Genomic DNA, 21,218 nt, shown 5'->3' with positions numbered 1-21,218 from the left:
GCTGTGGCCCCAGCTTTGTAAAGCGATCAACAGCGGCGGTTATAGGTCCCTGCGTTCGCAGGGACGACAATGGAGAGATTACGCTTTCACCGGCTTCGGCCAATATTTGTCGCGCAGGTGGCGCTTCACCAATTTTCCCGTCGGCGTGCGCGGCAACTCGGCTTCGAAGTCGATGCTCCTGGGGCACTTGATCGGCGACAGATGTTTTCGGCAGAACGCGATCAGTTCGGCCTCGAGATCCCTGCCGGCTTTTGCCATGTCGTGCGGCTGCACCACGGCCTTGACCTCCTCGCCCATTTCATCGTTGGGCACGCCGAACACGGCGACGTCGGAGACGGCAGGATGGGTGATCAGGATGTCCTCGGTCTCCTGCGGGTAGATGTTCACCCCGCCGGAGATGATCATGTAGCTCTTGCGGTCGGTGAGATAGAGATAGCCTTCCTCGTCGAGGTAGCCGACGTCGCCGAGCGTCGACCAGCCCTTGGCGTTGTAGGCCTTCTTGGTCTTCTCGGGATCGTTGTGATAGGTGAAAACAGGCGCGTCGGCGAAATAGACCGTGCCGATTTCGCCGGTCGGTCTCTCCTCGTCATTCTCGTCGAGGATTTTAACCTTGCCGACCACGGCGCGGCCGACGGTGCCGCGGTGGGTCAGCCATTGCTGCGAAGTTGAAACGGTGACGCCGTTGCCTTCGGAGCCGGCGTAATATTCGATCAGGATCGGCCCCCACCACTCGATCATTTTCGCTTTCACGTCGACCGGGCAGGGCGCGGCGGCGTGGATCGCGCCTTTCAGCGTCGAGACGTCGTAAGCCGCGCGCACCTCGTCCGGCAATTTCAGCATCCGCACGAACATGGTCGGCACGAGCTGCGACTGCGTGACCTTGTACTTCTCGACAAGCTTTAAGAATTCCTCGGCGTCGAAGTGCTCCATGATGATGGAGGTGCCGCCGAGCGTGATCGCCATCATGTTGAAGCGCAGGGGAGCTGCGTGATAGAGCGGCGCCGGCGACAGATAGATGCTGTCGGACGACATGCCGCACATGTCGGCGCAGAGAATTTTCAACAGCGGGTTCGGCACGTCGATCGCCTTGCCCTCGAACTCCTTCTTGATGCCCTTGGGCCGGCCGGTGGTGCCGGACGAATACAGCATGTCATAGCCGGCGACCTCGTCTGCAATCGGCGTCACAGGCATCGCAATCGCTTCCTTGTCGAAGGAACGGAAGCCGGGCGCCGGCTCGTCAACCATGAAGAACAGCGGCTCGCCGGGTTCGCCCTTGATCAGGCCCTTGACCTTGTCGGCACATTGCGGCGTGGTGATGAAGACCTTGGCGCCGCAATCGTTCACGATATAGGCGATCTCTTCCTCAGTGAGATAGCGGCTGATCGCGGTGTAATAGAGCCCGGCGCGTTGTGCCGCCCAGCAGATCTCCATGAACGCCAGGCGGTTTTCCATCAGGAATGCGATGTGGTCGCCGGCCTTCAAGCCGAGCTTGCGGAACAATTGCGCGCCCTGGTTCGATAGCTCGTCAAGCTCGCGATAGGTGATCGCCTTGCCGGTGCCGGCCATTTGGTAGGCGATCTTGTTCGGCGTATTCCGGGCGTGGATCGAGGGGTGAGTCATTCATAATCCCGAAAATAATGTGGTCGCCCCTGCGAACGCAGGGGCCCATAACCACCGCTCTGAATATTGAAACGAGCTGGAGCCCCAGCTACGTACAACCACAAACATTTGTGGTTATGGGTCCCTGCATTCGCAGGGACGACACCTTTGCTGTTGTGACGCCTGAGGGCGTGCTACTTACAGCCGCTCCACGATCGTCACGTTCGCCATGCCGCCGCCTTCGCACATGGTCTGCAGGCCGTAGCGCTTGTTGTTCTGCTTCAGCGCATTGACCAGCGTGGTCATCAGCTTGGTGCCGGAGCCGCCGAGCGGATGGCCGAGCGCGATCGCGCCGCCATTGACGTTGAGCCTGTCAGGATCGGCGCCCGTCGTCTTCAGCCACGCCACCGGCACGGCCGCGAAGGCTTCGTTGACCTCGAACAGGTCGATGTCATTGATCGACATGCCGGCCTTTTCCAGCGCCCGCTTGGTCGCGTGCAGCGGCGCATCCAGCATGATCACGGGATCGCCGCCCATCATGGTCATGTGATGGATGCGCGCCAACGGTTTGACGCCGAGCGACTTCAGGCCCTTCTCGTTGACCACCAGCACTCCGGAGGCGCCGTCGCAGATCTGGCTGGCGCTGGCGGCGGTGTGCTTGCCGTTCTCGGCAATCAGCTTGACGCCCCTGATGCCGTCGAGGCTGGCGTCGAAGCGGATGCCCTCGTCGATATGGTGGGTGTCAGTCGAGTTGTCGGCGCGGGTGATCTGCAGCGGAATGATTTCATCCCTGAACTTGCCGGCTTGCGTCGCGGCAATCGCGCGCTGATGGCTGTTGTAGGAGTACTCGTCGAGTTGGTCCTTGGAGAGCCCGTACTTCTCCGCCATCATTTCCGCGCCGGTGAACTGGCTGAACACGATGTTCGGATATTTCGCCTCGATGCCTGGACTCTTGTAGTGGCCAAAGCCGTTCTTGGCCGGCAGCGACGAAGCAAGCCCCATCGGCACCCGCGTCATCGATTCCACGCCGGCGGCGATCACGATATCCATCGAACCGGCCATCACTGCCTGCGCCGCAAAGTGCAGCGCCTGCTGCGACGAGCCGCACTGCCGGTCGACCGAGGTGGCGGGCACGCTCTCAGGCAGCTTCGAGGCCATCACCGCGTTGCGCGCGATGTTGTTGGATTGTTCGCCGGCCTGCATCACGCAGCCCATGATCACGTCCTCGATCTGGGCCGGGTCGACGCTGGTGCGGTCGACCAGCGAATTGAGCACGGAAGCGGCGAGATCGGCCGGGTGCCAGCCTGCGAGACGTCCGCCCTTGCGGCCACCGGCAGTGCGTGCGGCGGCGACGATATAGGCCTCGGCCATGTCTGTTCTCCCTGAATGTTGTTTGTGGCTTGGAAAGATGGGCCGGATTTAAGGGGGGCTGCGGGATTTAGTCAATCAATCAATTAACTCTTGAGTGCAGCCGCGGCATGCGCTTATGTGCGGCCAGATTTCCCGCCCCTCAGCAGTGATGGGATCACCGTTGAATACCAGCGTACCGGCCAGGCTCCCGAGCGGCAAAAACACCACCGCCGAGAAGCTGCTTGTGGCGGCGAGCGAGCTGATGATCGAGCGCGCCTCGATCGAGGTGTCGCTGTCCGACATCGCGCAGAAGTCGGGCGTCAATGCCGCGCTGGTGAAATACCATTTCGGCAACAAGGACGGGCTGTTGCTGGCGCTTCTGGCCAGGGACGCCGCGACCGAGATGTCGCAACTCGAATATCTGATCAGCCAGCCGATCTCGCCGACGGCAAAGCTTCGCCTGCATATCGGCGGCATCATCCGCGCCTATCACCAGTTCCCCTACATGAACCGGCTGATCCACTATCTCCTGCACGAGAGCAGCGCGGAAGCCTCAGACGAAGTCTCGCAATTCTTTGTCGCGCCCTTGCTCGACTTTCACCGCCGTCTGCTCGCCGAAGGCATCAAGGCCGGCGAGTTCCGCAAGGTCGATCCGGTCATGTTTTACACCAGCCTGATCGGCGCCTGCGATCACCTGTTCTTCGGCCGCCACGCGATGTCGCGCGCGACCGGGGTCGGTCCGGTCACCGACGAGGTCTGCCGCGAATACATCAAGCACATGGAAGCGCTGATCTGCGGCGGAATGCTGGAAGAAGGGAAGGGGCGAATAGCGAGTAGCGAATAGACCCATTCGCCGCTCGCTATTCGCCAACTAGAGAAGAAAACACCCAAGGAAAGGTTCTCAAAATGCAGTTGAAAGACGTTGCCGTTCTCATCACCGGCGGTGGCTCCGGCTTAGGGGCCGCGACCGCCCGCGCCATGGCCGCGAAGGGCGCCAAGATCGGCGTGCTCGACCAGAACAAGGAGAATGCCGAGAAGGTCGCAGCCGAAGTGAAGGGCGTAGCCCTTCATGCCGACGTCACCAGCGAGGAGCAGATGAAGGCGGCGATCGCCAAGGCGGAAGCCGCTCATGGTGTCGCGCGCGTACTGATGAACTGCGCCGGCATCGGCGGCTCGCAGCGCGTGGTCGGCAAGGACGGCGTCTATCCGCTGGAAAAGTTCGTCCGCATCATCAACGTCAACCTGATCGGCACCTTCAACGCGCTGCGCTTGTTCGCCGAGCGGCTCGCCACCGCGCCCCCCATCGGCGAAGAGCGCGGCGTCGTCGTCAACACCGCTTCCGTTGCGGCCTATGAAGGCCAGATCGGCCAGATCGCCTATTCCGCCTCCAAGGGCGGCATCGTCGGCCTCACTTTGCCGGCGGCACGCGATCTCGCGAGCCTGAAGATCCGCGTCAACACGATTGCCCCCGGCATCTTCTTCACGCCGCTGCTGATGGGCCTGAACGAGGAAGCCCGCAAGAGCCTGGGCGCCCAGGTGCCGCATCCGGCCCGCCTTGGCGAGCCCGACGAATACGGCGCGCTCGCGGTGCACATCGTCGAGAACGCGATGCTCAACGGCGAGACCATCCGCCTCGACGGCGCCATCCGCATGGCGCCGCGGTAGGGCAAACTCGGTCGTCGTCCCCGCGAACGCGGGGACCCATAACCACAGCGCTCTCGTTGAAGCGCGATGGGTCCCCAGCGTAGCGCAACAACGAAGACCTGTGGTTATGGGTCCCGGCTCGCGCTTCGCTTGGCCGGGACGACGGTGATGCGGAGCGCCTCGTGACTCAACCGCTGGTGTTGTGCAGCCGCTCGGAAGATTTCAACGAAGGCATCAGGGCCTTCCTCGAAAAGCGAAAGCCTGTCTATATCAGGCGATGACGACAAGATCCGCAAAGGACAAAAATTCCGGGAGACGCAATATGAGTGGGAGTGCAGCAAAGGTGCTGACAAAGCCGGCCTTCCGCAAGATCGAATGGTTGCCGCGCGACATCGCGGTCGAGCGTCGTCCCGATGGCGTCATCATCCTGAAGTCGCGCATTCCGCTGCAGCCCTACGAGAAGCACATTCCGGCGTCGCTTTCGAAATGGGCGAGGGAAGCGTCGGAGCGTACCTGGCTGGCGCAACGCGGCGGCGCTGAGCGGCAATGGCGGAAAGTCTCCTACGGCGAAGCCAAGCGCGTCGTCGACGGACTGACGCAGGGCCTGCTCAACCTTGGCCTCGAACCAGGCCGCCCCGTCGCGATCCTATCGGGCAACTCCATCGAGCACGCACTGATGACGCAGGCCGCGATGCAGGCGCGGCTGCCGGCGGCGCCGGTGTCGCCGGCCTATTCGCTGATGAGCCAGGATCATCTCAAGCTCAAATATCTCTACAGCCTGATCAAGCCTGCGGTCGTGATGGTGCAGGACGGTCCGACCTTTGAGAAGGCGCTCAGGGCGATCGACCTGGCCGGCGTCACTGTGGTTCATGTCGCGCGCCCCTGCGAAGGTATCAAGAGTGTGTCGTTCGCCGAACTCGCGGCAACGCCGGCTACCAAAGATGTCGAAGACTCGATTTCAAAGATCACGCCGAAGACCGTCGGCAAGCTCTTGTTCACCTCGGGCTCGACCGGCATGCCGAAGGCCGTCATCAACACCCAGGAGATGATGTGCGCCAACGCGGCGATGATGATGCAGGTGCGCCGGCGCGACCCGAACGGGCCGGTTTCTACCTATCTCGACTGGATGCCCTGGAATCACACCATGGGCGGCAATGCGCTGTTCAACCCGGCGCTGATCGACGGCGGCACGCTCTATATCGACGACGGCCGCCCGATGCCCGGTCAGTTCGAGGAGACCATTCGCAATTTGCACGAGATATCGCCGACCTATTACGCCAACGTCCCCGCCGGCTACGCGGCGCTAGCTGCTGCGATGGAGAAGGACGACGCGCTGTGCCGCAGCTTCTTCAAGAACCTGACCGTGATGGCCTATGGCGGCGCGCGGCTGCCGGACGATCTTTACGACCGTATGCAGGCGCTGGCGGTGAAGACCACCGGCGAGCGCATCGTGTTCTACACCGGCTGGGGTTCGACCGAGACCGCGCCGACCTCGACCGGCACCTATTGGGACACTGAGCGCGTCGGCCTGATCGGCCTGCCGTTTCCTGGCGTCGAGCTGAAGATGGTGCCGTGCGGCTCCAAATACGAATTGCGCCTGCGCGGCATCAACGTCACGCCGGGCTATTTCGGCCAGCCTGAATTGACGAAGAAGATGTTCGACGAGGAAGGTTTTTACTGCATCGGCGACGCCGGCGTGTTCGTCGATGAGAAGGATCCGCTGCAGGGCATCATCTTCGCCGGCCGCGTGGTTGAAGACTTCAAGCTCACGACCGGCACCTTCGTCCATGTCGGCTCATTGCGCACCGATGCCATCGCGGCCGCGACGCCGGTGGTGCACGACGCGCTGGTCACGGGGCAGGATCGTCCGTTCATCGGACTTTTGGCCTGGCCCAATCTGCACGCCTGCCGGCAGATCGTGGGGAGTCCCGATGCGACGTTTGAGCAGGTGGTCAAGCATCCCCAGGTGATCGCCTGCCTGAAGCGTGGCTTGGAGGCGCATAACGCCTCCGCCACCGGCAGCAGCATGCGGATTGCGCGCGCCATGCTGATGGCCGAGCCGCCCTCGATCGACGGCAATGAACTCACCGACAAGGGCTACATCAACCAGCGCGCCGGCCTCGAACGCCGCGCCGCGCTGGTGGAGAAGCTTTATGCTGATCAGCCGGGAGAGGACGTGATTGTGCTGCAATGAAAAAACCACCCTTCATCGTCGTCCCGCGAACGCGGGGACGACGAGCTAAAAAGATACACCTCACACAAAACCCGAGTAACACGCCATGAACTTCGATTTCTCCGACGAACAAAAACAGATGCGCGACGCGGCGCGGAAATTTCTCACTGAGAAGTGCCCGCCGAAGGCCGTGCGCGAGGTGCTCGACGGCAAGGTGCCGTATGACACGGAATTGTGGAAAGGCCTCGCCGAAATGGGCTTTCTCGGCGTCGCAATTCCCGAACAGTTCGGCGGCGCCGGCGCGGGCCATCTTGAGCTTTGCGTGATCGCGGAAGAAATGGGCCGCGCGAATGCGCCGGTGCCGTTCTCCTCCACGGTCTATCTTGCCGCCGAGGCGCTGCTGCTGGCCGGCTCCGACGCGCAGAAGCAGAAATGGCTGCCGAAGATCGCGTCCGGTGAGGCGATCGGTACGCTGGCGCTGTTCGAAGGCAAGGGCAATCCGTCGCCGAAGGCGATCAAGCTGCAGGCTTCCGGCGGCACGCTCAACGGCATCAAGAAGCCGGTGCCGGATGGCGCAATTGCCGATTTCGCCGTCGTCGCTGCCCGGACCGGTTCAACCGGTCGCGATTCCGATATCTCGCTGTTCCTGGTCGACCTCAAGGCCGGCGGCGTCGAGGCGAAGCCGTTGACCAACGTCGATCCGACCCGCGGGCAAGCCGAACTCACCTTCACGAAAGCCAAAGCCGAACCGCTTGGAGCGGCAGGCGATGGCTGGAGCATCCTCACGCAAGTGCTCGACCGCGCCGCCGTGCTGCTGGCGTTCGAGCAGGTCGGCGGCTCCGATCGCGCGCTCGAGATGGGCCGCGACTACGCGCTCGACCGTATCGCTTTCGGCCGGCCGATCGGCTCGTTCCAGGCAGTGAAGCACATGCTCGCCGACATGTACGTCTCGGCGACGCTGGCGCGCTCGAATTGCTACTACGGCGCCTGGGCGCTCTCGACCAATGCCGCCGAATTGCCGGAAGCCGCCGCTGCTTCGCGCATCAGCGCGACGCAGGCGTTCCAGCACTGCTCCAAGAACAACATCCAGGTTCACGGCGGCATGGGTTTCACCTGGGAATTCGACTGCCACATGTACTACCGCCGCGCCAACGCGTCAGCGCTGACGCTCGGCAGCCTGTCGTATTGGGAAGATCAGTTGATCGATCGCATGCGCAAGAAGAACCCGGCGTAGGGTTCACCCGGCGTCGTCCCCGCGAAAGCGGGGACCCATACTCCGCGGCCCCTCGATTGGAATCAAGTTGCGAGAGACGGGCCTACTATTTTGGCCGGTGGTTATGGGTCCCTGCTTTCGCAGGGACGACGGGCCAAGTTTGAAGGACGAAACCGATGAACTTCGACGACACTCCGCAGGAAGCCGCATTCCGCGCCGAGGCCCGCGCATGGATATCCGCCAACGCGCCGAAGCAGTATGAGGAAGAACTTCGAAAGTCCTCGCTCGGCCGCACCGTGCTGAAAGGCGCGAACATTCTCGAGGTCGCAAAGGCCTGGCAGAAGAAGAAGGCCGAAGCGGGGTGGGCCTGCCTGCACTGGCCGAAGGAATATGGCGGCCGCGGCGCCTCGCCGATCGAGCGGGTGATCTGGCAGCAGGAAGAGGGGCCGTTCGGCAAACTCTCGGGCATGTTCATCATCGGCCATGGCATGTGCGGGCCGACCATGATGGCCTATGCCGGCGAGGAGCAGAAACGCAAATATCTGCCGCCGCTCGCTTCCGGCGAGAAGATCTGGTGTCAGTTGTTCTCCGAACCCGCCGGCGGCTCCGACGTCGCAGGGCTTCGCACCCGTGCCGAGAAGAAGGGCGACGACTGGATCATCAACGGCCAGAAGATCTGGACCTCGGGCGCGCACTATTCGGATTACGGTATCCTGCTCACGCGCACCGATCCCAATGTGCCGAAGCACAAGGGCCTCACGATGTTCTTCCTGGACATGAAGAGCCCCGGCGTTGAGGTGCGGCCGATCAAGCAGGCCAGCGGCCAGTCCGACTTCAACGAAGTCTATTTTACCGACGTGAAGATCCCGGACTCGCAGCGGCTTGGCGCCGTCAATGACGGCTGGAACGTCTCGCTGACCACGCTAATGAACGAGCGCATGTCGATCGGAGCAGGCGTGGCGACAGGCTTTCCGGAACTGTTCGAGTTCTGCAACAGCCTGATGCTGGAAGATGGGCCTGCAATCGAGGATCGCAGCGTTCGTTCGAGGCTGGCGAACTATGCGGTGAAGGCCAGCGGCCTGAGATACACCAGTATGCGCGCGATCTCGGCGCTCTCGAAGGGCGAGCGTCCCGGTCCGGAAAATTCCATCGGCAAGCTGGTGGCGGGATCGATGGTCCAGGAAGTCGCGATGTATGCGCTCGACCTGCAGGGCGCTGCCGGCGTGCTGAGCGGGCTGGAAGACGCCGAAGTTGCCGGCAAATTCCAGGCGATGCTGCTGCGCGCACCGGGCACCCGCGTCGAAGGCGGCACCGACGAGATCATGCGCAACATCATCGCCGAGCGCGTGCTTGGCTTGCCCGGCGACATCCGGGTCGACAAGGACGTGCCGTTCAATCAGATCCCGACCAAGGGAAGATAGATCACGTGTCCCGGACGCGGTGCGGCGTTCCCCCGGCGATGCGAAGCATCGTCCGGTACGCCGCTCCGCAGAGCCGGGACCCACACGATGCCAGTTTGATGGGCCCCGGCTGTGCAGCGCACCGCTTCCGCGCTGCGCTGCGTCCGGGGCACGTCTCCGGAGACAAAGGAGAAAGCCGCAATGAACTTCGACGATACGCCACAGGAAGCCGAATTCCGAGCCACGGCTCGCAAATGGATCGATGCCAACGCGCCGAAGCAATACGAGGCGGAGCTCTCAAAATCCTCGCTCGGCCGCATCCGGCTCGAGAAGGAAGATATCGTCGATGTCGGCAAGGCCTGGCAGAAGAAGAAGGCCGAGGGCGGCTGGGCCTGCCTGCACTGGCCGAAAGAATATGGCGGCCGCGGCGCCAGCCCGATCGAGAAGGTGATCTGGCAGCAGGAAGAGGGCGTTTACGGCAAGCTGACGCAGCCGTTCCAGATCGGCGAGGGCATGTGCGGCCCGACGGTGATGGCGTTCGGCAGCGAGGAGCATAAGCGCTACTATTTGCCGAAACTCGCTTCCGGCGAGCACATCTGGTGTCAGCTCTTCTCCGAACCCGCCGGCGGCTCGGATGTCGCGGGGCTGCGCACGCGCGCGGAGAAGCAGGGCGACAACTGGATCGTCAACGGCCAGAAGATCTGGACCTCTGGCGCGCACTATTCCGACTACGGCCTGCTGATCACGCGCACCGATCCCAACGTGCCCAAGCACAAGGGCCTGACGATGTTCTTCCTCGACATGAAGAGCAAGGGCGTCGAGGTGCGGCCGATCAAGCAGGCCAACGGCATGCAGGAGTTCAACGAGGTCTATTTCACCGATGTAGTGATTCCGGACAGCCAGCGCCTTGGCGCGGTCGGCGACGGCTGGAACGTGTCGCTGACCACGCTGATGAACGAGCGCATGTCGATCGGCTCGCGGCTCGCGACGGGTTTTCCGGAAATGTTCGAGTTCTGCTCGAACCTGATGACCGATGACGGGCTTGCAATCGACGATCCCGCCACGCGCTCCAAGCTAGCGAGTTGGGCCGTGAAGGCGAGCGGGCTGAAATACACGAGCTACCGCGCGATTTCGTCGCTGTCGAAGGGCGAACGGCCGGGCCCGGAAAACTCGATCGGCAAGCTGGTGTCGGGTTCGATGCTGCAGGATATCGCGACCTATGCGATGGATCTGCAGGGTGCGGCCGGCGCGCTCACCGGCGCGGATGAGGAAATGGCGCGCGGTCAGTTCCAGCAGATGCTGCTCTCTTCGCCCTCGATGCGCATTGCCGGTGGTACCGACGAGATCCTGCGCAACATCATCGCCGAGCGCGTGCTCGGCCTCCCCGGCGACATCCGTGTCGACAAGGACGTGCCGTTCAACAAGATCCCGACCAAGGGGCGCTGATCTCTCGCTAAGGTGCGTTGATTTCTCGTGTCCCGGACGCGGTGCGGCGCGCAGTGCCGCTCCGCAGAGCCGGGACCTACACTGGACGGGCCCCGGCTCAGCAGCGCACCGCTTTGCGCTGCGCTGCGTCCGGGGCACGAAAGCGAGCAAGGCCATGGATACTGCCGTGAACCAACAAGACCGCATCGACGTGCTCGAAGACCTCCTGAACGAGCGATACTCCGTGCGCGCGTTCCTCCCGCAAGAGGTGCCGCGCGAGACCATCGAGCATGTCCTCAAGGTTTCGCAGCGCACGGCGTCATGGTGCAACAGCCAGCCCTGGCAGGTGCTGATCGCGAGCGGTGAGGCCAAGGAGCGCTTCCGCAAGGCGATCTATGCCGAGGCCGCTTCCGGCGCCAAGGACGATCATGACTTCACGCCGCCACGCGAATATCTCGGCGTCTATCTCGAACGCCGCCGCGAGAGCGGCTTTCAGCTCTACAACACGCTCGGCATCGCGCGCGGCGACAAGATGGCCTACGCCAAACAAGCGCTGCAGAACTACAATTTCTTCGGCGCGCCGCATGTCGCGATCATTCATACCGACGAGCCGCTAGGCATCTATGGCGCGGTCGATTGCGGCGCCTATGTCTCTAATTTCATGCTGGCGGCGCAAGCGCTCGGCCTCGGCACCATTCCGCAGGCCGCGCTGGCGCGGCATTCCGGATCGATCCGGCGTCACTTCAATCTGGCGGATGATCGGCGCGTGGTCTGCGGCATTTCCTTCGGCTATGCCGACCACGCCCACAAGGTCAACAGCTACCGCACGTCGCGGGCGAGCGTGGCAGATACGGTTACGTTTGTGGACGAGTAGCCCTTCTCCCCTTGTGGGAGAAGGTGGCATAGGCGGCCTTTGGCCGCCGTCTCTTAGAACGCCGATGCTTCGCATCGGCTACGGCGCCCGGATGAGGGGTCTCCATCCGCGGAGACAACCCCTCACCCGTCTTCGCTTCGCGAAGCCACCCTCTCCCACAAGGGGAGAGGGGAGAATGTTCAAACTCCGCGACCCAGCAGCTCCTCGGTGACCTCGTCGGAAAAGCGTTTTCGCATGCCGGCGATCAGCACCCAATCAGGATCGTTGGGGATCGCCGTCGCACCCGGCATGCCGTGATCGAGCAGTGCGCGTGCGCAGCCGAGCCAGTCGCCGCCTTCGACCGGTTCGTTGCAGGACGCCCAACCCAGTGTGCCGCAGGCATTGTCGCCGTGGCCATGCTGCTCGGTCCAATCAGCGCCGTATTCAAGCAGGAAGCGCGTCAGCGCGGCATCGCCGCGGAACACCGCGAGGTTGAGCGCGGATGCATCCCAGTCGCCGCCGCGCACCGCGATCGGCCAGCCGAGCCTGACCATCAGCTTGACGACGTCGTCGGCGCCCGCCGCGGCCATGTCGGGTAGCAAGCGCAGTTGTGCCGGCGGCAGCGAGGCCGGCAAATGAGGCCGGCGTGTGCAAATCGCGCGCGCCTCAGCTTCGTCGCCACGCGCGCAGGCGGCGACGAAGCGTTCCTCATCAGATATGTCAGGCGCATCGGCTGGCCCGCGCAGCAGGGCCGCAACATCGGAGAGTCCGAACTGCAGCGCCAGCCTGTAGGGACTGATGCCGTCACCGGTTGGTCGCAACCGGTCGGCGCCGGCCTCCAGCAATGCCTTCACATGGCGGGGGCGCCGGCGGTAGATCGCCCATGCCAAAGGCGAGCCCCAATCGGTCAGCGGCTTATTCCGCGCCGGCTCGTTCGGATCGCCGCCGTGCTCCAGAAGCAATTTCAGCGCGGTGTCGTCTTCGAGATCGATCGAACGGTAGATCGCGTTGCTCTCTGCGATCCGTGCGCCGTGCTCCAGCAATAGCCGCGTGCACGCCGGATTCTCCAATGAATGATAAAGCGATTCGCCGTCATTGGGATCTGCTCCCGTTTCGAGCAGCAATTTGGTCAGCGTCGGATCATGGTTGCTGCCGGCCGCGCCATAGAGCGTTGATAGCGGATAGCGTTGGTCGGGCTCGTTCAGCGATCCAGGCGGCCAGCGGCTGTAGATGTGCTGGTTGACGTCGGCGCCTGCCGCGATGAGCGATTGCGCGCAGCGATGCAGGCGCTCGCGAAGTTCTTCCACGCGCAGCAGGCTCGAATGCGCGACCGCGAACAGCGGCGGCAATCGCAGCGGGCCGCCGGGACGGTTGATCCAGTCCGGATCGGCTTGTGTCGCTCGCCGCAGCGCGCTTTCGTCGCCGGTCGCGCAGGCGAGATAAGGATCGCCCGCGACGAGTTCGGGATCATCGGCCAGGATGCGCAGCGCGACGCGCGGGTTGGCGCGGTTGGCCGCGCCGCTGACGTCGCCGGAATAGATGAGCTGAGCCCAGTGCAGGACGCGAGCGGCGCGCTCGTTGCGCGCTGCCATCTGCACTTCGACGTATTGTTTCAGGTCGGGCCAGGAAGCAAAGCCGTGCTCGCGCGCGATGCATGATTGCGCGTCGTGCAGGCGAAGTTCGAGGGACGCAATGTCGCCATCGCTGCGGCTGGCCGCCGCCGGCAGCGCATGGCGAAACCGCGCCATCGCCGCCGGATCGCGGCTTCGATACAGGCGGATCAATTCCTTGGCTTGTTTCTTCAGATGATCGAGATTCAATCGATCGGGAGACCGGTTCATCAGACACCTCCGTGCATGACATCGCCGACGGCCCGCAATACCGGCTGCACAAAGGCTCTAGATCTCGCTCGAAAGCTGCAAGTGGGTTCAACCCTTCCCGCGGGCCCGGGCGCGGCTTGCACCGCAGCCGCCACAATATGGCTGCAGCGGGCAGGGGTCAACGTGTCAGGCAAGCGGAAAAATCCCGGTCGCTGGCGCGGCCGGGATCTTTCTTACAAGCGCTGGTTTGATCAGTAGGCGCAGACGTTCACGGTGCGCAGGCGCATGCCGCGGCGGGTTTCGACCCAGCGCTGCTGCAGGCAGCCGTTGAAACCGGTGTCGACATAGACGCCGCCGAAGCCGACGCCGATGGCAGGACCCCAGCCGTAGCCATGGCCCCAGTGATGGCCGTGGTAGAAGCCGCCGGCGGAAGCGGGCGCTGCAGCGGCAATGGTCAGCGAGGCGGCGGCAATCAGTCCGAGGGTAACCTTGCGAAACATACTCATTCTCTCCAGTTGCTTGGCACGAGGCCGTTGTTGCGTCCCTGCGCATCAGTCGGATCAGGCGCGGCTTGCGTTCACGTGCGAAGGGGAGAATCGTGTTTCAGGAGTGTTTCGTGGGACGAGATTTTCGGACATCCTTTCGATCAGGATGTGCGCTCCGCACCGTCTGATAACGGGCGGCCATGGCTTGTGTGAGCTCGGCCATCTTGTCGCGCAGTTCGGCTGGTGCCAGCACCTCGGCCTCCGCGCCGAGGCGCAGCAGTTCGGCGGCGGCATGCCACACCGTTTTCCCGATCGGCACGACGGCAATCCGCCAGCCGGCCGCATCGGCAGTCTCCTCGATACGGGTGCGCGTCCTCACATAGGGCTGGCTCAAGGCGTCGAGCAGTTTTACGCCAAACGGCGATAGCCGGACGGTGGCGGAGTCCGGATGCATCTCGGCTTCGAGCCGAAGCGTTGCGGTTTGCCAATAGGCAGCGAGATCGAAATTGGTGGGCCGGACGAAACGCTCATCCAAAACGTTGCAATCCAGAACACGCGCGACGCGATAGGTGCGCACGCTGCCGTCGATGTGTCCGGCCAGATACCAGCTTCCGCCCTTCAGCACGAGCCCGAGCGGCGCGACGCGGCGGCGCTTCTCGGCCCTCCAGCTTTGGTAGCGGATTTCGATCAGGCACTCGCGCAGCAGCGCGCTGGCAATCGCACGCAGATGTTTGGGCTGCTCGCCCTCGCCGAACCAGCCTGGGGCATCGAGATGAAAGCGCTCCTGCATCCGGCCGGCATTCGGGCGCAGATTGGCCGGCAGCGCCGCCATCAGCTTGGTCTGCGCCGCCATCATTGCGGCGTCGAGGCCGAGCGCGGCTGCGGGCCCTGGCAGTCCCGTCATGAACAGCGCCTCGGCCTCCGGTTGCGACAGGCCATTCAGCCGCACGCGATAGCCGTCAAGCAGGCGATAGCCGCCTTCCGCGCCGCGCTCGGCATAGATGGGGATGCCGGCGGCGGCGAGTGCATCGATGTCGCGATAGATGGTGCGCACCGAAACCTCGCAGGTATCAGCGAGTTCGGGCGCGGTGACCTGTCCCCGCGCCTGCAAGGTGGTGAGGATGGAAAGCAACCGGCTTGCGCGCATGGCTTCTCTTAAACCATACCTGACACAAGATGTCAGGTATGGTCGGGCATAGAGGGGATGCCCGTGGGGGCGAAAAGGAGACTGCCAATGGCCAGCAAGGATCGCATCACCCTTTATTACTCGCCGCAGACCCGCGCGACCGGCACGCGGGTGCTGCTGGAGGAATTGGGGGCGCCTTACGATCTTCATGTCCTGAACATGAAGGCGGGCGAGCAGCGGCAGCCGGCCTATCTCGCCATCAATCCGCTGGGCAAGGTGCCGTTGATCCGCCATGGCGAGGCGCTGGTGACCGAACAGGTCGCCATCTACATCTATCTCGCCGACCTGTTTCCGGAAGCCGGGCTGACGCCCGCGCTCGACGATCCCAGGCGTGGCCCGTATCTGCGCTGGATCGCCTATTATGGTTCGTCCTTCGAGCCAGCTCTGATCGACAAGTTCATGAAGCACGAACCGGCACCGCCAACGCAATCGCCCTATTCCGACTACGACTCCATGCTGGGCGTCCTGGAGACGCAGCTTTCCAGGGGGCCTTATCTGCTCGGGGACCGCATGACGGCTGCCGATATTCTCTGGGGCGTCGCGTTCAGTTGGACGATGATGTTCGGCCTCGTGCCCGAAAAGGACGTGTTCAAGGCCTATGCCGAGCGCATTACGTCGCCGGGCCCGCCTTCCAGCGGATCAGCGCCGCCGATGATGCCATGGCGGCGCAGCACGCCGCGGCTTGCGGGTGAGTGGCGCGACGAGGTTTGATCGCTGGATGACAAAGACAGTTCACACCACCAACTGCTTCAACACCTTCATCCAGGTCGCGGAGGATTGTCCCGCGCGTAGCGGCGAGGAACCGCCGGCCCGCGCGGGCAATCCGACGGTTGCCGGCCTGCAGTACAAGATGATTGCGGAAGCGCCCTACAAATACACGTCCGACGACGTGATATTCGCGACCTCCGCCCGCGGCCGGCAGCTCGGTGCCAAGGCGACGAAGCAGGAGCTAAGCCTTGCCCGCGAGGAATTCTTCTCAAAAGGGCAGGCATGCCTGAGAGCGTCAGGCCTCGGCAAGCGCTTCGGCTGGGGCGTGCACGCCGATGCCGAGGGGCGCGTCGCGATCCATGCGGTTGACAGCAAGCGCTACCAGGCGCTTGCGCGCGATCCTGCTATCCAGCAGGTCCGGGCGATGCGTACCAGGCGTGCCTGAACTTTTCGCTCAGAACTTCGGCGGCCGCTTTTCCGCGAACGCCTCGATGCCTTCCTTGATCTCGGCGCTGCGCATGCTTTCGCGATGGCGCAGGTCGGCGGCCGCTTCGTCAAGCTTGCCGCGGGCGAATTCGTTGATGGCGCGCTTCATGCCGCGCATCGCCAGCGGCGCGTTGCCGGCCAGGATAGCGGCGAGACCATCCACTTCCTCGTCCAGCATCTCCACCGGCACCATGGCAGTGAGGTAACCGATCCGCAGCATTTCCGGCGCGGCAATTTTCTGCGCGGTGAGAAACAGCATCTTTGCATTGTCGACGCCGAGCCGCGAGACGTAGCGCTTAATTCCGCTCTTGTAGTAGTGCAGGCCGAGCCGCGCCGCCGGCATGAACATTTCGGCCGTATCGACCCCGACACGGAAATCGCAGGCCAGCGCCAGGTCGGTCGAGCCGCCATAGACGCCGCCATTGAGCCGGCAGATCGTTGGCACGCCGAGGTCCTCCAGCCGGTCGACCACTGCTTCGAATGCCGATCCCGCGCTCGGCTGTTCCTTCTCGCTGGTCGCTCGGTCCGCGACCGAATTGAGATCATAGCCCGCACTGAACGCGCGGCCGGTGCCGGTCAGCACCAGCACGCGGATCGCGGGATCGGCCTCGATCCGGTCGAACAGTTTCATGAGTTCGCCGAGGTCCTCGCTCTGCAGCCGGTTCAGATGTTTCGGCCGGTTGAGGCGGATGGTGGCTCGCGGGCCGCTGATCTCGAGGATGGGCGCGCTTGCCGCCTCGGCTGTATCGGACATTATTCGCTCCATTGTTCAGCCGTCATTGCGAACGAACCGTGCCTGCCGCCGGGAAGGCCGTCAACGATGCCCTCGCGCCCGCTGCGCCAGGCGGTCGGGTTCGGGCCGCTATATGGACGTGAATTTTACCCGGGAATAGTGAGAATCCCGACAAAACGTCGCCTTTTCCTCGTATACCAAAAGGGCCCTGCGGGCATTACGATAGTGGGCGCCGCGGCAGAATCGCGAAAAATTCACGCCCTGAAGAATTTGGTTGGCTTCCAATGGATACGTCTCATCTGGCACAACACGCAGGAACGGCGGGCGCGCTGTTCGCAACAATTTTCGTGGTCGCCACCACCACGATGAAGACCATGATCCCGTTGCGGGTCTTCGGTATTCTCGCCAACGTCATCCTGATCCTGACGGCGATCCCGGCCCGCAACTACCTGGTCATGGTGGTGCAGCTCGCCATGCTGCTGGTCAACTCCTACCGCCTGCATCAGATGCTGCAGTTGGTGCGCGACGTGAAGAAATCAGTCAACAGCGACCTGTCGATGGAATGGCTGAAGCCGTTCATGACCGAACGCAACTGCACGGCCGGCGAGATCCTGTTCTACAAGGACGAGAAGGCCGAGGACATGCTCTATATCGTCAGCGGCAAATTCAAGCTGGTTGAATCAGGCATCGTGCTGCCGGTCGGCGCCATCGTCGGCGAACTCGGCATGCTGTCGCCTTCGAACACGCGAACCCAGACGCTGGAATGTATCGAGAGCGGCCTCATCCTGAGCGTCAGCTACACCAAGGTCGAGGAACTTTACGTGCAGAACCCCGCGTTCGGCTTCTACTTCCTTCGCCTTGCCAGCGCTCGCCTGTTCCAGAACCTGGACGCGGCGGAAAAGCGGCTGGCTCAGCATTTGGCGTCCACCGCCGAGCCGAAGCCTGCGTAGAGGCCGGAGCACGGAGAGTGTCAGACCGCGGGTTCCTGTCGTCTTTACGTTATCTCCTAGCCGATTTCATCGGCGAGGATGACGACGAGCCGCCATTCCTGCCCGATGGACTGCCGGAGCCGGTGATGGCGGTGGCGAGCGAGGCCATCCATCTCCTCACCGACTATCAGGGCCCGAGCTACGCCCGGCTCTATGTCGACCGGCTGCGGCGGTTCATCGGCAAACGAGGCGTCGACGACGTGATGCTCGGCGAAATGGCGCGGCTGATGGCGGTGCGCATGAGCTATCAGGACCCGATCCGGATCGCGCAGCTCAAGCTCGCCGAACTCAATGGCCCGCCCGGCGCGTCGGCCGGGTCCGTGGATATCAGGAAATTCCGGCTTGAAGAGCTGATCGGCGTGCTTCCCGCCGTCATTGCCGAATACGTCCTGGATGCGCTGGAATGGGCCGGATGGTCGCACAAGCGTGTCTCCATCCGCTTCAGTACGAAAAGCCGCTTCGGCATTCGCCGCCTCAAGATCGAGGCCGGGCTGCGGCGATGGCGGCTGCTTTCGGTGCGTTATGCCAAGGAGCGGGTCTGGGTCGAACGCTGGCTGCACATGATCGACCGCAGCCTGACCAAACAACCCCAAGCCGCGCCCACGATCATCCAGACCGCGACCATGATCGAGGGCTATGGCGACGTCTATCAGCAGGGCATGGCGGACTGGAACGCGATCATCGACGGGCTTGCCAAGCCGACCTTCGATGGCGTGCTGGCCTTGTCAGATCTCGCCGGCGCGATAGCCGAAGCGCGCGCCGCCGTCTCGCCCGACCCGCGGCAGGCCGCGCTCAAGCGCAAGATCGCCGAGATAAGGGCACGGGTGTCCGTTAACGTGTAGGGTGGGCAAAGGAGCGTGAGCGACGTGCCCACCATCTATCCATGCGCGAGGTCCTGATGGTGGGCATGCTTCGCTTACGCGCTCTGCGCCGTCTTCACGACCACGACCTTGTCGTCCTGCAGAAGATCCTGCGCGGCATGCCGCTTGAGATGTTCGCGGCGCAGGCCGATTTCGTCGCGCACGAATTCATAGCCGAGCTTGAAGGTATCCAGCCCGTCGCTACTGATGGTGCCGTCGCGCAAGCCGATCACCACGCCGCGCAGGATCGCTTCCAGCTCGTCCTGCAGTTCGTCGAGCGCGTCGAGAGAGTTGGCGTATTCGACGCGTTCGCCGATATCGAGAATCGCGGTCGCGAGCTGGCTGGCCTTCTCCGGCGCGATCCGGGTGATCTTGGCGTAGATGGCGGCAAAGATCGAGCCGATGATGCTGAGCGCCAATAGCGCCACATACATCAAATCGCTGTAGCGCTCGACAAAGGACTTGGTGTCGTCGTTGATGTATTCGGCAGCGCCCGGATGCGCCACGACGAAGGCGTCCTTGTCGGTCTCTGCGGGCTCGATCTTTGAGGCAAAGCCGTCGGGTAGCGCAAGCTCGGCCTTGTTCTCGTAGATGATCCGCGCAAGATCGCCCACGGTGGTGGTCGAGAGCTTGGATTGGGCGACCAGCAGCCATTCGAGCCCGATCGTCTCGACGTCTTCCGCAGGGACGGCGGGGGAGGCGGACAGCATTCCGGTCGCCACCGTCTCCTCCGAGATCGCCGGGTACTTCCTCGCGATCGCTTTTGCCGATTCGATCGCGTTCAGTGTAAAACTGCCGCGTCTGGCATATTGCGCGTAGCTCTTGTCCTTTACGATCTGCGAGGCGTGCGCGATCTTGATCACGGCGCCGAAGCCCGCGGCGAACAATTGGTCGAAGGTCGCGCCCGGCGGAGCCATCTGGACCCGCGCCGCCGCATCCGGGGTGTCGGAGAGCTCGAGAATATTGCGCACCAGCGCAGCCCCGCTCTCGTTGTCGGCTATGACGGCAATTTTCTTTTTCTTCAGCTCCGCTATGGATTTGATTTTCTTGCCGTTCGGGCTGATCAAGAGAAGCAGGTCGTGTTCGAGGATCGCCAGCGCGCGGGCGCGGGGCGGAATCCTGGCGTCGGTGCGCAAGATCGCAAGGTGGGCTTCCTTGCGATCAAACTGCGACAACGCCCTGGCATTGTCGCCGTTGGGCACGATCTTGAGCTGCAGCCGCGAGGAGTTGTTCTTCAGCACCGTCGCCAGCCGGGCGGCGAAGCGCGCCTCCGGGCCGCTGGTATCACCGACGGCAAATACCAGCGTCTCGGAATTGCGCAGCAGCGTCCGGCCACCCCACACCACGGCGGCGGTCAGAACTAGCGTCAGGATGGAAAACAGCAGGATCTGGGTCCGGTTGCTCTTGACGGCCCGTATGCGGCGACGCGGCATTTTCGGATGCGGCGTTGCGGCTTCAGCACTCATGGCTCGTACCCGGGGATCAGGGACGTGTCGCCGGCCGAGCTGGCGCCGCGGGCCGTCCGAATGAATTCGTAAATATATACAAAAGGATGATAATTTTGCCCGCCGGCCGATGATAGCCCCCTCCCATGGGATTGCAAACCGCGCCAGCCGGTAACCTTACCCCGGGCCACGCTGCGGGAGGTTGCCGCAGTATCGCAGTTCCGCCACACCGTGCGATTTTCAGACTACCCACAGGTGCATTCCGCCGCGGGAGATGTCATAAATAATGCAACGTTCGAATAGTCCGGGTTTGACAAGAACATTGCGCTGACAGCCTAGGCCCCGGTTTTTCGCCATCTCGTCAGTCCCAGCCAAAGGGCGTCAGCTTTGTTGTTTCCTTCGATGTCGTCCTCGATCCCGGTAGGTGCGCTGATCGGATGGATGCTGCTTCTCACGGTGAAGCACGTCATTGCCGATTTCATGCTGCAAACTTCCTGGATGGCGATCGGCAAGGATCAAAAGACCGGCTGGGCGATGCCGCTGCTTGCGCATTGCCTCGTGCACCTCGCGGTATCGCTGGCGTTGATCCTGATCGTCGCGCCGCGATTCTGGTTCGTCGCGCTTATCGATTTCTTCATCCACATCACCGTCGACCGCCTCAAGGGGATCATCGCCTCCCGGTTCGGCGTCACCCTCGAGAACGAGCATCCGTGGTTCTGGACGCTGATCGGCGTCGATCAGGCGCTGCATCATCTCACCGGTTTCGGCCTGGCGATTTTCATGGCGGCGAACTGACCCCGCCTGGCGGGCATCAGTCCAATCTTCTCCGAATTCGGAAGGCGCACCCAC

At 63.1% G+C, this 21,218-nt stretch carries 18 protein-coding genes and 2 pseudogenes; 13 read left to right on the top strand and 7 right to left on the bottom strand.

What is annotated here, in order from left to right:
- Nucleotides 1-78: 78 nt before the first annotated feature.
- Together V1273_RS31660 and V1273_RS31655 are read right to left on the bottom strand one after the other, a co-directional pair.
- On the bottom strand, nt 79-1,620 hold the full coding sequence (locus tag V1273_RS31660) for an acyl-CoA synthetase (RefSeq protein ID WP_334365286.1): 1,542 nt from the start codon (nt 1,618-1,620) through the stop codon (nt 79-81).
- Nucleotides 1,621-1,797: 177 nt separating this feature from the next.
- Entirely contained in the window at nt 1,798-2,970 is a 1,173-nt protein-coding gene (locus V1273_RS31655) for an acetyl-CoA C-acetyltransferase (protein ID WP_334380024.1), read from the bottom strand.
- 148 nt (nt 2,971-3,118) lie between these two features.
- Here V1273_RS31655 and V1273_RS31650 point away from each other — a divergent pair, with 148 nt between their 5' ends.
- The 8 genes and pseudogenes from V1273_RS31650 to V1273_RS31615 all read left to right on the top strand — a co-directional run bounded on the left by V1273_RS31650 (nt 3,119) and on the right by V1273_RS31615 (nt 11,678).
- Nucleotides 3,119-3,793, top strand: coding sequence for a TetR family transcriptional regulator (locus tag V1273_RS31650; RefSeq protein ID WP_334380025.1), 675 nt, complete (start codon nt 3,119-3,121; stop codon nt 3,791-3,793).
- Between the two features lie 62 nt (nt 3,794-3,855).
- Entirely contained in the window at nt 3,856-4,614 is a 759-nt protein-coding gene (locus V1273_RS31645; protein ID WP_334380026.1) for an SDR family NAD(P)-dependent oxidoreductase, read from the top strand.
- Nucleotides 4,615-4,790: 176 nt separating this feature from the next.
- A pseudogene (locus V1273_RS31640) lies at nt 4,791-4,874 on the top strand (enoyl-CoA hydratase/isomerase family protein); the annotation flags it as partial.
- Between the two features lie 41 nt (nt 4,875-4,915).
- Entirely contained in the window at nt 4,916-6,787 is a 1,872-nt protein-coding gene (locus V1273_RS31635; protein ID WP_334411884.1) for an AMP-binding protein, read from the top strand.
- 85 nt (nt 6,788-6,872) lie between these two features.
- Complete coding sequence (locus V1273_RS31630; protein WP_334411883.1) at nt 6,873-8,000, top strand: acyl-CoA dehydrogenase family protein; 1,128 nt, start codon at nt 6,873-6,875, stop codon at nt 7,998-8,000.
- Between the two features lie 155 nt (nt 8,001-8,155).
- Nucleotides 8,156-9,400 (top strand): acyl-CoA dehydrogenase, encoded by a 1,245-nt coding sequence (locus V1273_RS31625; protein WP_334380029.1) that lies wholly within the window; start codon nt 8,156-8,158, stop codon nt 9,398-9,400.
- 180 nt (nt 9,401-9,580) lie between these two features.
- Nucleotides 9,581-10,825 carry an acyl-CoA dehydrogenase gene (locus tag V1273_RS31620; protein ID WP_334365280.1) on the top strand — a complete coding sequence of 415 codons (1,245 nt, stop codon included), beginning with the start codon at nt 9,581-9,583 and terminating at the stop codon, nt 10,823-10,825.
- 154 nt (nt 10,826-10,979) lie between these two features.
- Nucleotides 10,980-11,678, top strand: a complete 699-nt coding sequence (locus V1273_RS31615; RefSeq protein ID WP_334411882.1) for a nitroreductase — start codon at nt 10,980-10,982, stop codon at nt 11,676-11,678.
- Nucleotides 11,679-11,857: 179 nt separating this feature from the next.
- On the opposite strand, the gene V1273_RS31610 is transcribed toward V1273_RS31615, so the two are convergent.
- The 3 genes from V1273_RS31610 to V1273_RS31600 all read right to left on the bottom strand — a co-directional run bounded on the left by V1273_RS31610 (nt 11,858) and on the right by V1273_RS31600 (nt 15,109).
- Entirely contained in the window at nt 11,858-13,498 is a 1,641-nt protein-coding gene (locus V1273_RS31610; protein WP_334411881.1) for an ankyrin repeat domain-containing protein, read from the bottom strand.
- Nucleotides 13,499-13,728: 230 nt separating this feature from the next.
- Nucleotides 13,729-13,983, bottom strand: a complete 255-nt coding sequence (locus tag V1273_RS31605) for a hypothetical protein (protein ID WP_442894123.1) — start codon at nt 13,981-13,983, stop codon at nt 13,729-13,731.
- Nucleotides 13,984-14,080: 97 nt separating this feature from the next.
- Nucleotides 14,081-15,109, bottom strand: coding sequence for a helix-turn-helix transcriptional regulator (locus V1273_RS31600; RefSeq protein WP_334411880.1), 1,029 nt, complete (start codon nt 15,107-15,109; stop codon nt 14,081-14,083).
- 87 nt (nt 15,110-15,196) lie between these two features.
- On the opposite strand from V1273_RS31600, the pseudogene V1273_RS31595 reads away from it, so the two are divergent.
- Nucleotides 15,197-15,840, top strand: a pseudogene (locus V1273_RS31595) (glutathione S-transferase family protein).
- A gap of 26 nt (nt 15,841-15,866) precedes the next feature.
- Nucleotides 15,867-16,301, top strand: a complete 435-nt coding sequence (locus V1273_RS31590; protein ID WP_334411879.1) for a DUF6157 family protein — start codon at nt 15,867-15,869, stop codon at nt 16,299-16,301.
- Nucleotides 16,302-16,310: 9 nt separating this feature from the next.
- Here the strand turns inward: V1273_RS31590 and V1273_RS31585 are convergent, their stop codons facing one another.
- Entirely contained in the window at nt 16,311-17,096 is a 786-nt protein-coding gene (locus V1273_RS31585) for an enoyl-CoA hydratase/isomerase family protein (protein ID WP_334411878.1), read from the bottom strand.
- A gap of 263 nt (nt 17,097-17,359) precedes the next feature.
- Here V1273_RS31585 and V1273_RS31580 point away from each other — a divergent pair, with 263 nt between their 5' ends.
- Both V1273_RS31580 and V1273_RS31575 read left to right on the top strand, forming a co-directional pair.
- Nucleotides 17,360-18,025: a Crp/Fnr family transcriptional regulator gene (locus V1273_RS31580; RefSeq protein ID WP_334365272.1), complete on the top strand. Its 666-nt coding sequence runs from the start codon at nt 17,360-17,362 to the stop codon at nt 18,023-18,025.
- A gap of 17 nt (nt 18,026-18,042) precedes the next feature.
- Entirely contained in the window at nt 18,043-18,906 is an 864-nt protein-coding gene (locus tag V1273_RS31575; protein ID WP_334411877.1) for a DUF6537 domain-containing protein, read from the top strand.
- Between the two features lie 74 nt (nt 18,907-18,980).
- On the opposite strand, the gene V1273_RS31570 is transcribed toward V1273_RS31575, so the two are convergent.
- Nucleotides 18,981-20,390 carry a TAXI family TRAP transporter solute-binding subunit gene (locus tag V1273_RS31570; protein ID WP_334411876.1) on the bottom strand — a complete coding sequence of 470 codons (1,410 nt, stop codon included), beginning with the start codon at nt 20,388-20,390 and terminating at the stop codon, nt 18,981-18,983.
- 420 nt (nt 20,391-20,810) lie between these two features.
- Between V1273_RS31570 and V1273_RS31565 the strand changes: the two genes are divergently transcribed.
- Nucleotides 20,811-21,164: a DUF3307 domain-containing protein gene (locus V1273_RS31565; protein ID WP_334412297.1), complete on the top strand. Its 354-nt coding sequence runs from the start codon at nt 20,811-20,813 to the stop codon at nt 21,162-21,164.
- Nucleotides 21,165-21,218 lie beyond the last annotated feature (54 nt).

The sequence above is a fragment of the Bradyrhizobium sp. AZCC 1721 genome (genome assembly GCF_036924715.1).
Classification (GTDB): Bacteria; Pseudomonadota; Alphaproteobacteria; order Rhizobiales; family Xanthobacteraceae; genus Bradyrhizobium.
Note: the sequence above shows the minus strand (reverse complement) of the source record. Positions and strands in the feature narration are given on the sequence as shown.

Coding starts and splice junctions, on each gene's coding strand:
- V1273_RS31630 (WP_334411883.1), top strand. CDS start 6,873: ATGAACTTCGATTTCTCCGACGAACAAAAACAGATGCGCGACGCGGCG.
- V1273_RS31605 (WP_442894123.1), bottom strand. CDS start 13,983: ATGAGTATGTTTCGCAAGGTTACCCTCGGACTGATTGCCGCCGCCTCG.
- V1273_RS31650 (WP_334380025.1), top strand. CDS start 3,119: ATGGGATCACCGTTGAATACCAGCGTACCGGCCAGGCTCCCGAGCGGC.
- V1273_RS31620 (WP_334365280.1), top strand. CDS start 9,581: ATGAACTTCGACGATACGCCACAGGAAGCCGAATTCCGAGCCACGGCT.
- V1273_RS31565 (WP_334412297.1), top strand. CDS start 20,811: ATGCTGCTTCTCACGGTGAAGCACGTCATTGCCGATTTCATGCTGCAA.
- V1273_RS31635 (WP_334411884.1), top strand. CDS start 4,916: ATGAGTGGGAGTGCAGCAAAGGTGCTGACAAAGCCGGCCTTCCGCAAG.
- V1273_RS31570 (WP_334411876.1), bottom strand. CDS start 20,390: ATGAGTGCTGAAGCCGCAACGCCGCATCCGAAAATGCCGCGTCGCCGC.
- V1273_RS31610 (WP_334411881.1), bottom strand. CDS start 13,498: ATGAACCGGTCTCCCGATCGATTGAATCTCGATCATCTGAAGAAACAA.
- V1273_RS31580 (WP_334365272.1), top strand. CDS start 17,360: ATGGATACGTCTCATCTGGCACAACACGCAGGAACGGCGGGCGCGCTG.
- V1273_RS31655 (WP_334380024.1), bottom strand. CDS start 2,970: ATGGCCGAGGCCTATATCGTCGCCGCCGCACGCACTGCCGGTGGCCGC.
- V1273_RS31585 (WP_334411878.1), bottom strand. CDS start 17,096: ATGTCCGATACAGCCGAGGCGGCAAGCGCGCCCATCCTCGAGATCAGC.
- V1273_RS31625 (WP_334380029.1), top strand. CDS start 8,156: ATGAACTTCGACGACACTCCGCAGGAAGCCGCATTCCGCGCCGAGGCC.
- V1273_RS31645 (WP_334380026.1), top strand. CDS start 3,856: ATGCAGTTGAAAGACGTTGCCGTTCTCATCACCGGCGGTGGCTCCGGC.
- V1273_RS31660 (WP_334365286.1), bottom strand. CDS start 1,620: ATGACTCACCCCTCGATCCACGCCCGGAATACGCCGAACAAGATCGCC.
- V1273_RS31600 (WP_334411880.1), bottom strand. CDS start 15,109: ATGCGCGCAAGCCGGTTGCTTTCCATCCTCACCACCTTGCAGGCGCGG.
- V1273_RS31590 (WP_334411879.1), top strand. CDS start 15,867: ATGACAAAGACAGTTCACACCACCAACTGCTTCAACACCTTCATCCAG.
- V1273_RS31615 (WP_334411882.1), top strand. CDS start 10,980: ATGGATACTGCCGTGAACCAACAAGACCGCATCGACGTGCTCGAAGAC.